This window comes from Pseudalgibacter alginicilyticus, assembly GCF_001310225.1.
Taxonomy (GTDB): domain Bacteria; phylum Bacteroidota; class Bacteroidia; order Flavobacteriales; family Flavobacteriaceae; genus Pseudalgibacter; species Pseudalgibacter alginicilyticus.
This window is the reverse complement of record NZ_CP012898.1, coordinates 2,460,842-2,474,218: the sequence shown is the minus strand read 5'-3', so window position 1 is coordinate 2,474,218 and position 13,377 is coordinate 2,460,842. Positions and strand designations below refer to the sequence as shown.

General features: G+C 30.3%; 13 protein-coding genes and 2 tRNA genes. 5 read left to right on the top strand and 10 right to left on the bottom strand.

What is annotated here, in order from left to right; translation table 11 throughout:
• Window positions 1-6: 6 nt before the first annotated feature.
• On the bottom strand, window positions 7-2,250 hold the full coding sequence (locus APS56_RS10205) for a TonB-dependent receptor (RefSeq protein WP_054727760.1): 2,244 nt from the start codon (window positions 2,248-2,250) through the stop codon (window positions 7-9).
• A 120-nt stretch (window positions 2,251-2,370) separates the two neighbouring features.
• Here APS56_RS10205 and APS56_RS10200 point away from each other — a divergent pair, with 120 nt between their 5' ends.
• Window positions 2,371-3,027 carry a metal-dependent transcriptional regulator gene (locus APS56_RS10200; RefSeq protein WP_054727758.1) on the top strand — a complete coding sequence of 219 codons (657 nt, stop codon included), beginning with the start codon at window positions 2,371-2,373 and terminating at the stop codon, window positions 3,025-3,027.
• Window positions 3,028-3,049: 22 nt separating this feature from the next.
• Here APS56_RS10200 and APS56_RS10195 read toward each other — a convergent pair whose 3' ends face one another.
• The 5 genes from APS56_RS10195 to APS56_RS10180 all read right to left on the bottom strand — a co-directional run bounded on the left by APS56_RS10195 (window position 3,050) and on the right by APS56_RS10180 (window position 7,575).
• The gene (locus tag APS56_RS10195; protein ID WP_054727757.1) at window positions 3,050-3,931 is read right to left on the bottom strand and encodes a 3-keto-disaccharide hydrolase; all 882 of its coding nucleotides are present in this window, start codon (window positions 3,929-3,931) and stop codon (window positions 3,050-3,052) included.
• A gap of 47 nt (window positions 3,932-3,978) precedes the next feature.
• Window positions 3,979-4,116: a FeoB-associated Cys-rich membrane protein gene (locus APS56_RS16865; RefSeq protein WP_098946178.1), complete on the bottom strand. Its 138-nt coding sequence runs from the start codon at window positions 4,114-4,116 to the stop codon at window positions 3,979-3,981.
• Window positions 4,117-4,178: 62 nt separating this feature from the next.
• Complete coding sequence (gene feoB, locus APS56_RS10190; protein ID WP_054727755.1) at window positions 4,179-6,278, bottom strand: ferrous iron transport protein B; 2,100 nt, start codon at window positions 6,276-6,278, stop codon at window positions 4,179-4,181.
• A complete protein-coding gene (locus APS56_RS10185; protein ID WP_054727753.1) occupies window positions 6,275-6,502 on the bottom strand; it encodes a FeoA family protein in 228 nt (75 codons plus the stop codon). Before APS56_RS10185 ends, feoB begins: the two co-directional genes overlap by 4 nt.
• Before the next feature lie 398 nt (window positions 6,503-6,900).
• A complete protein-coding gene (locus APS56_RS10180) occupies window positions 6,901-7,575 on the bottom strand; it encodes an SCO family protein (RefSeq protein ID WP_054727752.1) in 675 nt (224 codons plus the stop codon).
• Between the two features lie 167 nt (window positions 7,576-7,742).
• On the opposite strand from APS56_RS10180, the gene rseP reads away from it, so the two are divergent.
• The 3 genes from rseP (at window position 7,743) to APS56_RS10165 (ending at window position 9,353) form a co-directional block, all read left to right on the top strand.
• Window positions 7,743-9,083, top strand: a complete 1,341-nt coding sequence (rseP, locus tag APS56_RS10175; protein WP_054727750.1) for an RIP metalloprotease RseP — start codon at window positions 7,743-7,745, stop codon at window positions 9,081-9,083.
• A 73-nt stretch (window positions 9,084-9,156) separates the two neighbouring features.
• Window positions 9,157-9,230 (top strand) — tRNA-Asn (locus APS56_RS10170).
• A 51-nt stretch (window positions 9,231-9,281) separates the two neighbouring features.
• Window positions 9,282-9,353 (top strand) — tRNA-Arg (locus APS56_RS10165).
• Between the two features lie 15 nt (window positions 9,354-9,368).
• On the opposite strand, the gene APS56_RS16975 is transcribed toward APS56_RS10165, so the two are convergent.
• Together APS56_RS16975 and APS56_RS10155 are read right to left on the bottom strand one after the other, a co-directional pair.
• Window positions 9,369-10,070 carry a helix-turn-helix domain-containing protein gene (locus APS56_RS16975; RefSeq protein ID WP_157757651.1) on the bottom strand — a complete coding sequence of 234 codons (702 nt, stop codon included), beginning with the start codon at window positions 10,068-10,070 and terminating at the stop codon, window positions 9,369-9,371.
• A 766-nt stretch (window positions 10,071-10,836) separates the two neighbouring features.
• Window positions 10,837-11,190 carry an arsenate reductase family protein gene (locus APS56_RS10155; RefSeq protein WP_054731339.1) on the bottom strand — a complete coding sequence of 118 codons (354 nt, stop codon included), beginning with the start codon at window positions 11,188-11,190 and terminating at the stop codon, window positions 10,837-10,839.
• 106 nt (window positions 11,191-11,296) lie between these two features.
• Here APS56_RS10155 and APS56_RS10150 point away from each other — a divergent pair, with 106 nt between their 5' ends.
• Window positions 11,297-11,761: a DinB family protein gene (locus APS56_RS10150; protein ID WP_054727746.1), complete on the top strand. Its 465-nt coding sequence runs from the start codon at window positions 11,297-11,299 to the stop codon at window positions 11,759-11,761.
• On the opposite strand, the gene APS56_RS10145 is transcribed toward APS56_RS10150, so the two are convergent.
• Both APS56_RS10145 and APS56_RS10140 read right to left on the bottom strand, forming a co-directional pair.
• Window positions 11,741-12,391 (bottom strand): DUF3298 and DUF4163 domain-containing protein, encoded by a 651-nt coding sequence (locus APS56_RS10145; protein ID WP_054727745.1) that lies wholly within the window; start codon window positions 12,389-12,391, stop codon window positions 11,741-11,743. The genes APS56_RS10150 and APS56_RS10145 overlap by 21 nt on opposite strands.
• A gap of 144 nt (window positions 12,392-12,535) precedes the next feature.
• Window positions 12,536-13,339 carry a THC0290_0291 family protein gene (locus tag APS56_RS10140; RefSeq protein ID WP_054727743.1) on the bottom strand — a complete coding sequence of 268 codons (804 nt, stop codon included), beginning with the start codon at window positions 13,337-13,339 and terminating at the stop codon, window positions 12,536-12,538.
• Window positions 13,340-13,377 lie beyond the last annotated feature (38 nt).

Genomic DNA, 13,377 nt, shown 5'->3' with positions numbered 1-13,377 from the left:
TCAAATTTAATTCAAAGTATATCGTAATCCAAAAAACAAACGTCTTCCTTGATTTGGTCCGTAGACATATGCAGGGTCAAAAGTTAAGGCATAAGGGTTATTTGCAGTTGCAATTGCATTTCCATCTGCATCAAAGCTAACATTTTCATCAAAAGGATCATTAGCACGTGCAATAATAAAAGGATTTCCTTTATTAGGTGTCCAATTTAATAAATTTTTTATACCGCCGTAAATTTCAAAATTGCGCATACCTTTATATGTAAATTGTATGTTTTGGATGCTCCAAGTTGGCGAATACTCATCTCTTGGGTCTAATTCACCTAAAGTAGGCAATCGCATAGGCCCATAAATATTTCCAGTATAATCAATTGTTACATTGCTTGGAAAATTTTTATAAGTTAGTGACCAAACGCCTGTAAATTCTTCGGTTAAAATTTGCCTTGTTTTTTTACCGTTTTCTTTTTGTGATACATCTTGAATCGTTGCACCAATTGAAGCTTGGAAATTACTATTAAAAACACCATCAATATTCATACTTAATCCTTTTGTAGTTGAATTTCCGTTTAAGTTGTCATAAATTATTTGGTTAGGGTTGCTGTCATAGTCTGGTATAATGGCATTTGTAAAGTAGGTGTACCAAGCAGACACATCAAATGTAAATAAATGGCCATTAGTAGTGTATAGTTTTTTTAAATAATTTAAAGTCACATTATAAGATTGTTCTGGTTTTAATGCTTCTTCAATAATAACATCTCTTGCTCCTGTTAGCGCTGCGTGTTCTTCAGTAAATAAATTAACTACCCGAAACCCTGTTCCTGCGTTTAATCTAATAATATCATCTTTGGTTGGTTTGTATCTGTAAGCTATACGAGGTGTAAAAATGGAACCATGACGCTTGTCATAATCATATCTCGCTCCTAAAAGTATCCGTTGTTTTTCAGATAATGTTATTTCATTTTGGACAAAAACAGAGGGAATGGTAATTTCGTCTGCGGTTAATGTTGCAGGTGTGTTATCATCATAGTAATTGTAGCGTGTGGCAATTCCGAAAAGTAAATCATTGTTTTTTAAAGATTTGTCCCAAATTAATTGTCCGAATGCTATGCGTTGCAATGCTATGTAAGGCGTATCACCATAAACAGAATTTTGGTCGTGATCTGAATATGAGAATTGAAAATTTATTTTTTCATTAATAGGTAATTGATAATTTCCTATTAACTCATAACGTGAGGTGTAAATACTCTCGCCATAAACATCACTTCCGCCTCTGTAGCTTTTGTTCCATTGCATTTCACCTCCCCAACGGTCTTCATAAAAATAACGGCCTGCTAAAGAAAATAAACGATTATCTTTTCTTTTAAAGTTCCATTTTTGGAAGATAGATATTCGGTCTTGTAATGTAATATCAGTAAAATTATCATTGTTATTATCTATAGGGTTTGAATAGTTAAAATAATTGGTCCCCATCAAAACAGTTGCTTTTTTGCCAATATTTGCTTTAAAACCTAAATCAATATTGGTTTCTCCCCAGCCACTAACAAAACCATCTGCAAAAAATAATGGAGCATTTTCAGGTAACTTTGTAATGATATTAATTAATCCTCCAACGGCTTCGCTCCCATATAGAGATGATGCTGGCCCTTTAACAATTTCAACTTGTTCAATTAAAGAATTTGGTATTCCAGACAATCCATATACCGTGGATAATCCGCTTACTATAGGCATACCATCTATTAGGACTAATGTGTATGGACCTTCCAAACCGTTGATATGAATATCACCAGTATTACACACATTGCAATTAAGTTGTGGGCGCACACCATTTACGTTCTGTAAAGCTTCAAAAATATTTGCAGTTGGGTTTTTTTTAAGGAATGTAGGCGTATATACTTCAACAGGTACCGAGCTTTCTAATCTTGAAACGGCTTTTAAAGTACCTGTAATAATGACTTCGTTTAATGATTTTGATATTTCTAAATTAAAATTAATCACTTTTTTTTCTCCAGTGATTTGTATTTCTTTTTCAATTTTTTCATACCCTGTAAAAGAGGCTACTATGGTATATGATCCATCTGGTACGTTTTTAATAGTATAAATACCGTCTTCATTTGTAAAACTGCCTTTTGATGTGTTTTTTAGATAAACATTTACATACGGTAAACTTGTATTTCCTGACGTTATTTTTCCTGTTATGTCTTGTGCGTTTAGGGTGAAAGTTACTAAACTAATAAAGCTAAAAATGTATTTCATTATGGAATAATTAGGTGTTGTTAATAATTTATTTAAACAAATATAAATATATTTTTAGATTAACCTAAAAATATATTTATATTATTAATTGTTTTATATTTGTATGTATATAAATTATTTATGATAACACTTACCGAAGAAAATTATATAAAAGCTATTTATCATTTAGGAAAACAAGGTGCTATGGCAGTTAGTACCAATGCTATAGCTAAAGAAATGGCAACAAAAGCATCTTCCGTTACCGATATGGTTAAGAAACTTTCTGAGAAAAATTTTGCTGACTATAAAAAATACCAAGGAGCTAGCCTAACTAAAGAAGGAAAAAAAATTGCCATTAATATTGTAAGAAAGCATAGGTTATGGGAAGTGTTTTTAGCTGAAAAATTAAATTTTTCATGGGATGAAATTCATGAGGTGGCAGAACAATTAGAACATATAAAATCTGAAAAATTAATACGTCAATTAGATGCCTTTTTAGGTTATCCAACACATGATCCGCATGGAGACCCTATCCCTGATGAAAATGGGCATATAAAAAAAATTGATAAAATTCTTTTGTCTGAAGCCGAAGTAGGTGAGCGCTGTATTTGTGTTGGTGTTAAAGATTCATCATCAGATTTTTTGAAATATTTAGATAAGAACAAAATTGCATTAGGTACAGAATTGGAAATTTGCCATAAAGAAATATTTGATCATTCGGTAACTATAAAAATAGGAGTGAATGAGTTAATTATATCAAATATGATTGCAAATAATTTATTTGTGAAATTGTCATAGCTCTATTAAATACAATGTATCCTTATTTAAAACGTACTTGTTTTTTAATAAATTTTGGAAACTTTTTTATTGGGGTAAGTGTCAATTTTTTATAATAACATTCGGCTGCTTCTGACTGGATTTGGATTTCACCTTTGTTTAAAATAGAGCCGTCATGTTTTTTTGCATTTTCAACTACCATTACAATTTTTCCATTAACCAAATGCACGGCATTGTTGTCAAGTACATATATTTCTAAACGATTCCACTCGCCGTGTGGGGCATCATGTTCTGAAGAAGCATGGATATAACCTTTGCCAACTGAGTAAACTTCGGAATAAGGGTTAAACTTCTTTTCCTTTTTAAAATGACCACGAATGTCTACAATTGGAGCGCCAACTTTTGGATTTCCGCTATTGCCGCCTAAGGGGATAAAGTCACCTAAATCATTTTCTTGTACTTGATATTCTAAAGAGGTTTTCCAAGTGTTCCAAAATCTACCATGTGGGCCATAGCAGTGGTATAAAATGCCGCTATCTCTTTTTTTGTCCAATCGTGGTTCCCATTTTTTGTCACCCCATTTAAACATAACACTTAAATGGTAATTCTCGTATGCTTCTTTGGTGGTGAGTCCTCCAAAAATTTCGCCAGTAATTTTTAAAACAGGTTCGCTGTTTTCTTCAATCATTGAAAACACGTTTTTCAGATTGTTGTTTAGCCCAATTGGAGTTCCTGAATTTATTTTGTCGGATTGGTATGTATCTTCGGGTAAATCTTCAACGGTTGAGTGCGGAATGCTAAGCCAAATATCAAAATTACTAAGGTCTTTATCAAACAAAAGAATAGGCTTTCCTTCTTTTTGAGCGAAAGTGTTTGTGTTAATTAAACTGATTAGTATAATTAAAAAAGATAGTTTTATGTTCATATAAGGAGTTAGTTGGTTTTAGACTCAAATATATGAAATTAAAGCACTTAATTACAACCACAGCCATCATCTCCACCACAAGACTTTTTTGTTTTGCGTTTTTTTAGAAAGAATTTTCTAATCAAAAAAACAACAGCTATTGCAACAGCAGTAAATGCTAATATGTTTTGAATGATGGTATTCATGTTTAATTAAATTGAAATTAGTTGAATGTCATTTCATAAAAAAACCTAAATTATTAGGAAGATTACTTTAAAAGTTGAAAAGCTATAAATGCCACTATATAGGCAAAAGTACTCATAATAGCTAATTGCCACATAGGCCATTTCCAGCTATTTGTTTCGCGTTTAACAATGGCTAACGTGCTCATACATTGCATAGCAAATGCATAAAATAATAACAAAGAAATTCCGGAAGCAAAATTAAATAAGGGGCCTCCTAAAATAGGGTTTACCTCAGCTGCCATTCTATTTTTTATAGTGGCTTCATCATCACTTCCAACACTATAAATGGTGGCAAGAGTGCCAACAAATACTTCGCGAGCAGCAAAACTGCTTACAATAGCAATACCAATTTTCCAATCGTAACCCAAAGGGCTAATAATAGGTTCTATTGTGCGTCCTGCAATACCAATAAATGAGTGTTCTAATTTGTAAGAAGCTATTTTTTCTTCCAAATGCTCTTCGCTTAAATGATTGGAAGCATATTCGGTTTTAATAATATTTTCTGCATTATTAAAATTTTCACCTGGACCATATGATGCCAAAAACCATAGAATAATAGATATGGCTAAAATGATTTTACCAGCTCCAAATACAAATGATTTTGTTTTTTCAATAACGGTTAAAGCTACATTTTTAAATAAGGGTAATTTATAATTAGGCATTTCTACCACAAAAAAGGTTTTGCTTTTAATTTTTAAAATTTTATTTAAGAAGTAAGCAGATGTAACTGCAGTTCCAAAACCAATGAGATATAAAAGCATAAGTGTTAAAGCTTGGTAGCCTAAACCAAAGAATCGTCCTTCAGGAATAACAAGTGAAATAATAATTAAATACACAGGAAGTCGGGCTGCACAAGTTGTAAAAGGTGTTACCAAGATGGTGATTAAGCGTTCTTTCCAGCTTTCAATATTTCTGGTTGCCATAATGGCTGGAATGGCACAGGCTGTTCCAGAAATTAATGGTACAACGCTTTTACCACTTAGGCCAAAACGTTTCATAATATTATCCATTAAAAATACCACACGGCTCATATAACCACTTTCTTCAAGAATGGATATAAATAAAAATAAAAAGGCAATTTGTGGAATGAAAATAACGATACCTCCAAGTCCAGGTATAATGCCTTCGGCTATTAAATCAGTAAAAGCACCTTGAGGCAAATGATTTTTTGTCCATTCACTTAATGAAGCAAAAGTATTATCAATAAAATCCATCGGTACGCTTGACCAATCATATATTGCTTGAAAAATAATTAATAGAATGAAAAAGAAAATGACATAGCCCCATATTTTATGAGTTAGAACTCTATCTAATTTAGATCGTAAATCTTTGGCTTTAGAAGTATCAATAGTTAATCCTTTTTTAAGGACGTTATTGATAAATTGATAGCGTTTAATTGTTTCTTTTTGTTGTAATCGTTTTAAATCTGCTTTGCTTTTAGTTTTAAAATCAGCAATAGCATCAATTTCATTTCGGTCTGTTTTTCCAAAATTTACATCTTGGGTAATAACCAACCATAGTTTATAAAGTAGTTGATTGGGGAATGCTTGCTGTAAACTATTAAAATAATCTTTATCAATATCAAAGACATTAGAACAGGCATTTTTAGAAATATCTTTATAATTGGAAATGAGCTGTTTTAAATAATCAATTCCTTCATTTTTTCTGGTACTAATTAAAGCAATTTTTGTGTTAAGTTGAACCTCTAAATGTTCAATATCTAAAGAAATGCCCTTGTATTTCATTCTATCAGCCATGTTAATGACTAATATGGTAGGGATTTGAAGGTCTTTAATTTGTGTAAATAGTAAAAGATTTCGTTTTAAGTTTTCAACATCACTTACTACTACCGCTATGTCTGGAAAATCTTTATCATTTTTATTTAACAATAATTCAATAACCACATTTTCGTCTAAGGATGAAGCATTCAAACTATAAGTGCCAGGTAAATCAATAATATGAGCTTTAACACCACGATTCAGTTTGCAAATTCCTTGTTTTTTTTCAACTGTTATACCTGGGTAGTTTCCTACTTTTTGGTTTAATCCTGTTAGGGCATTAAAAACAGACGTCTTACCCGTATTTGGGTTGCCAATTAAGGCTACATTAATTTGCTTACTCATATTTTGTTAATTAAAATATGAATAGCTGTTTCTTTTCTAATTGCTAAATGGGTTCCATTAATGTTTAAATACATGGGGTCTTTAAAAGGAGCCAATTGAACAAGTTTTACTAAATTTCCAGGTAGGCATCCCATTTCTAATAGTTTTAATGGTATATGAATAGAGGAAACATCTGTTATTACGCCTCTTTCTCCTCGTTTTAAATGTGCTAAAGTATTTTGCAAGCTTATTTAGATTGATTTTAAAGAAGCAAAAATAAGGTAAAAAGTTTAAAGGTAAAAAGTTTATAAGTTTAAAAGTTAGTTAAATAAAGTTTTCAGTTGAGGTTTTGTTATTTACTTAATAATTGAAATTATTAAATATAGGTTTATTTGAGCAGAATTAGTTGTTTTTAAAGAAATGAATATTTATTAAAGTATTAACAGATTAAATGTATTTTATTGCATTTATTTTTAGCATTTTATGTTTTATTAAAACTATTTATAATGACGTAATTAAAGTTGAAATGAGAATCAAAAAGATATCAGTGTAAGTTTATCAGTTTTGAATACTTAAAGGTATTTGAGATAAGTGATAAGTAAAAAATATTGTGAATGAAAAGTGTTATACATACAAAGGTAACTTACTGTTTGTATTCTTGTTTTAAATGCTTAATGTCTTTTAAAAGTCTATTGATATCATCGGAATTGGTGCCATCATAAAATCCTCTAATTTTTCTTTGTTTATCAATAAGCATAAAATTTTCGGTATGAATCATATCATAAGCATCACCATTACCAGCATCTTTAACAGCTAAATAGCTTTTTCTAGCCAATTGGTAAATGTGTTTTTTATCACCAGTGACCAAATTCCATTTAGCATCATTTACTCCTTTTTTTATAGCATATTTTTTTAATTGTTTAGGTGTGTCGATTGTAGGAGTAACAGAATGCGATAGCAGCATAACATCATCATCATTTAATATCTCTTTTTGAATTTTAACCATATGATCTGTCATAATAGGACAAATGGTTTGACAAGTGGTGAAAAAGAAGTCGGCAACGTAAATTTTGTCTTTATAATCGTTTTGAGTAATGATTTTTCCATTTTGGTTTGTTAGTGAAAAATCGGCTATTTTATGATATTTTTTTTTGTATTGAAGTGTACTGTCCACAAGTTCTGTACTCACCATGGATGGTTGGTAAACAGGTAGTGGTTGATATACATTTAACGTGTTGTAAATTATTGAAATAATAATAATAGAAATTATTGCAAAAATTACTGCAAACCATTTGTAGTCTTTAAAAAATGATACCATTTGGATTGATAAAATTAAATTGAAACAAAAATACGATGAAATTAACAGATAGTAAATTTTGTACAGCGCTAAATTCATGTTAAAAATGAGGGCATTGTATAATTGTTTTTCTAAAGTTGGTTTAAAACGTTACTTTTGCACGATTATAAAAAATTGATTGGAACTATATGGAGTTTGTTATTAAAATATCTCAGTTTTTATTGAGTCTTTCTTTGCTAATTGTTTTGCACGAATTAGGGCATTTTATTCCTGCAAAAGCTTTTAAAACAAGAGTTGAAAAATTTTACTTGTTTTTTGATGTAAAATTTTCACTATTTAAAAAGAAAATAGGAGATACCGTATATGGTATTGGTTGGTTGCCATTAGGTGGTTATGTGAAAATTTCTGGTATGATTGACGAGAGTATGGATACCGAACAAATGGCTCAAGAACCGCAGCCATGGGAATTTCGTTCTAAACCAACTTGGCAGCGACTAATTATTATGCTTGGTGGTGTAACGGTTAATTTTGTATTGGCATTAGTAATTTACATTTTAGCATCATTTGCTTATGGCGATCAAGATATTTCTGCAGCCAGCTTAAAAGATGGTTATTGGATTTCAAATCCATTAATGATAGATTTAGGTTTTCAAACTGGTGATGATATAGTTTCAATAAATGATATTAAAATTGTTAACGAATCTGATATACGAGCTAATATTTTAGGAGCAGAGTTTATTACTATTAAAAGAGATGGCGAATTAAAAACTATTGATTTACCGGAAGATTTTTTAGGACAGTTATCTAGTAGTAGTGATAGAAGTTTATTTGATTTAAGAATGCCTTTCATGGTAGGTAAGGTAGCAGATACTTCGTTAAATAAGTCGGCTGATTTAAAAGAGGGCGATTTAGTAAAATCTATTAATGGTAATCAAATAACCTATTTTGATGAGGTTAAAGCTATTTTGGAACCATTAAAAGGGCAAACAGTTAAAACTGAAATATTGAGAGATGATAAATTAATTGAAATAGATCTTCAGGTAGATAAGTACGGAATGTTTGGAATTCAACCAGGAGGTACTTATAATAAATTTGCAGAATTAGGCTATTTTGATATTACAAGAAAAGAATACACCTTAGGTGAAAGTTTCGGTGTAGGCTATGATAAATTTATTGGTCAAATAACATCTTACTGGGGGCAATTAGGACTAATTTTTAGCCCGAGTACAGGAGCGTATAAAGGTGTGGGTGGTTTTAAAGCCATATTTGATATTTTTCCAGACACATGGAGTTGGGAAGCTTTTTGGAAAATTACGGCTTTTTTATCCATCATGCTAGCTGTTTTAAACCTATTGCCAATACCAGCTTTAGATGGCGGTCATGTGATGTTTTTATTGTATGAAATGGTGTCAGGAAGAAAACCAGGAGACAAATTTATGGAGTATGCTCAAATGGTAGGTTTCTTTATATTAATCGCTCTTGTTTTGTTCGCGAATGGGAATGATATTTTTAAAGCAATTTTTAATTAAATTTTTTTAAAAATTGTTTGTAGTAATTAAAAAGATATATATATTTGCGCTCGCTTAGGCGAAAAGATAACACTCCTCCTTAGCTCAGTTGGTTAGAGCATTTGACTGTTAATCAAAGGGTCCTTGGTTCGAGCCCAAGAGGGGGAGCAAGTTAAGAGAAAAAGGCTTTACAGAAATGTAAGGTCTTTTTTGGTTTAAGGCTCCATAGTTCAAGGGATAGAACAAAAGTTTCCTAAACTTTAGATCCAGGTTCGAATCCTGGTGGAGTCACAAAACATTAGAGATTTAATTTTTAAGAACAAGTTTGTTTTGCTGTGTTAAATATTCTTTTGGTGCCAAATCTGTTTGTTTTTTAAAGGCAGTAAAAAACGAATTGTAAGAGCTAAAACCTACTTTATTAGCGAGACCCTCTAATGTGAGTGTACTTAAAGTTCCATGGTCAATATACTTTAAGGCATCTTTTATTCTACAGTAATTTCTATATTCCACATAAGTTACTACAGAGTGATACTTAAAAATATAGTTTAAATGACTAGCAGGTATGTTTATTGTTTTGGCAAAGTCAGAAAAAGTTAATTTTGAATCTCTAAATGGATGTTCTTTATTTACATAATTTTCAATGTCTGATATATAAGGGAGTATTCTTTCTTCTATTGTTGAGCTTAGTTTTTTATCTTGTAGGTTTGATATATTGATGGAATCAAAAACCCAAATATGATCATTTAAAGTTACTTGATTTTGAAGGTATGCAACACGTTTTTTTAATTTAGGATATCCATATAAAATTTCTGGACTAATTAGAATTTTACCGTAAATGAATAACCATGGTATGAGGGTTAATGAAGAATAACTTTTTCCTTGAAATAGTCTATCAGAAATTTTCTCTAAAGAGATAGAGTATAATATGCGAATAAATAATAATACTGATATTATAAAAAGAAATAATGTCCAATTTTTTATAAGTTGAAAATGTCTCTTTTCTATCAAATTAATCGAATTTTTCTTCCATATATTATTATATAGTGTTTTAAAGGACATCAACATATAGAATAATATAAACACAATTAGACTTACAAATCTTATGTTTTCAATAATTGGATGCTTTAAAGTCGGAAAGTATTCTTGTAAAACATTTAAAATTAGGTTTAATATTGGATATATAAAATGTGCTAAAACATTTTTTTGAATGTATTTATAATCTTTTACCAAAGATTTAAAATAAAGATACAATGCAGGAACTACAATTAAATAAAATGGTGAAATGTGTTTTGATGTAAATATTGTATCAATATCTGTGACTTCAGATAAACCGATAAATATATTTCTAATGGAACATGTAATAAAGATTATTATTAGATAAATATTTGCAAAAATATTTGACCTATACGAAAACAACATAAGTGACATAACAAATAAGCCTAAAACGCCCACAAAAATTAAAGCTGAATTTATAAATAGATGATACATATAATCTATAAAATGGATGGAATTAATAATATTTACTTTACTAAAACAGCAAAAATCTTGAGGGAATAGTTACTATTATTTAAAAATACTTACTGATTTACTACAAACGCGTTAGTAACCGTTGAATGTTAGATACTTGTTATTTACTTTTGCCAAAAGATTATTAAAAGTCTAATATTAGTTAGCAGTAATGCTTGTTACTTACTAAAATTAATGTTTGCTATTATTTACATATTTTTGGCTTAAGGGAAAGCTAAATATAAAGCCTCTACATTTGTAGAGGCTTTTATTCATTTATGCAGGCTTTTGTTGCTTCAATAACTTTTTTAGAATTTCCAATAAAGATGGCATCGTTAATTATAATTACTGGGCGGCTTAAAAATGTATAGTGGTCTAATATATAATGCTTAAAATCGCGTTCCGTTAAGTTTTGGTTTTTTAAATCCATTTCTTTGTAAAGCTTAGAGCGTTTGCTAAATAGGGCCTCGTAGCTTCCTGATAAATTTTTCATATGTTCTAATTGTTCTACAGTTATTTCTTCTGTTTTAATATCCTGTAAAATAAAATCAGATGGCAGGTTAAGTTCTTTTAAAATTCTAATACAAGTACTGCAGGTTTTTAAGTAATATACTTTTTTCATTGTTATATATATTTTCATTTCCCTATTGGAAGGGCGTCTAATTTAGTAGCGACAAAATAAAAGCATTTATAGCATAAATACTATATTTAGCAAAAAATTAAATAATATGGATTTCACATTTCAAGTTTTAAATAATACCAGAGCTATTTTTAGCAAAATAATAGATACTAATTCTTTAGAAAATTTAAATAAAATACCAGTAGGATTTAATAATAATATTATTTGGAATATAGCGCATGTTGTAGTTACGGGTCAATTATTGGCATATAAATTATCGGGTTTACAGCCTATGGTTTCAGATGATTTAATAAACAAATACAAAAAAGATAGTAAGCCTGAAGGCGATGTAACTCAAGCTGAAGTTAACAAAATAAAAGAGTTATTGTTTTCTACTTTGGAAAAAACTAAAGCGGATTACAACAATGATGTTTTTAAAAATTATAACTCCTATACCGTATCCACAACAGGTAATACATTAAGCAATATTGATGAAGCTTTGTTATTTATATTAACTCATGAAGGCATCCATTACGGATATATTTTAGCGCTTTTAAGAGCCTTGAAAAACTAAAAGGCTATTAATATCATCAAAGGGAATTGTAAATTGAATAATACCTGTGCTGTAGGGTCCAATTTCGTAGGGGTTGTATAATATAACTAAGCCCTCTTCACTGTATCCAATGTTTGCAGGAAACTCAAAACTGTTTTCGTCTAAAAAGATGTCTTTATCTTTAGTGGCATCTTTAAAATATTTTTGAGCTAGTGTATTAAAGGTCTCTATGTTGTTAAATAGTGCGGTATTTTCAATTGTTTCACCTGTTTTTGGGTCAAAATTTAATATACGTATATTTAAAGCGCCATGGGCACCTCCTGTATTGATATATGAAGAAATAGCAATGCTTATAACCTCTGGTGATTGGTACATCAAATCTCCATCAATTTGCACTTCCCAACCAGTTTCATTTTGAGGAAAATTGGCTTTAAATGTATTATATTCTTCATTAAAGGCTGTAATGCTTTCTTCTATAGATTCTGAAGTTATGGTATCGGGATTATCAAAATGAAGTGCTGCGGTTATTGTTTTTCGTATTTCAAAATTTATTTGATTAGCAATCGTTGTATTCCCATCAGCTTTAGGAATGTTTATTTCTACAATGGAGTTATTAGAAGTTGTGATGTTAATTTCTGAAAAAGATATCATGAGTTCATCCTTACAACTCAAGATAATGAAGCACATACAAACTGCTATGATGGTGTTTTTACTTCTGAACATAATAATTTAGATATAAAGATATTTCAAAGGTAAATATTGAATAGAGTAAAAACGATTAAAGAAGAAGAAACTTTAATCTAAATAAAATATGTAACCAATATTAAGCCAAACCAACCAGTCATCATGTTTATTATAATCAAGGTTATGATTTAACCCGTCAACCCAATCACTAAAGTAATATTGACCTCTTAAATCCAACATTAGATCTGAAAGTTTATTGAGTTTATATCTTACACCTATACTAGAAACTACAGATAAAGTGCTTCCAGGTGATGCATCAACAGATCCTCCAGCCCAACCAGAATAAAAATTACTAGGTTCTGTAACATCTCCAATTAAAAGTGGATTTGGGTTTTGGTAATCTGTACTTACTTTAGGAGTAAAAGCTGTGTAATGAATACCTAAGCTTACAAAAGGGGCTAATCTGTAACCAAACGATTGAAATGAGCGAATGCTTAATGGATAGAATTCTAATTGTGTACCAATATCTAAATTATTTGCTACGCCTTTATGACCTCTTAGTTGAGCGGCTTCTGGTGTTGTTCGGCTTGCGTCTACCCATTTACCTAAATGTTCAAGATTGGTTTTATTCCAAGAAATTTCATTTCTTATTTTAAAGTGGTCATTAAAATAAGTGTCAGTAGTATAACAGTTACAGTCTGATCTGTATGAGAAATTAATATAATGAACAATTCCAATACCAAATCCGGAATTACCAAAATTAGTTTCTCCATCACTTCGAAGTCCAAAATCAGATTTAAATTGAACTGGTCCAGCAATAGCCCCAATTTCATGAGAGAAGCCTAATTGAGAAAAAGCTGTTTGATTTACTATAAGTGAGCAAAAAACAAGCGCTAAATGTTTCCAGTTAAGCATAATAAGGTGGTTTGTTTGAGGCGTTAACTTGACAAATA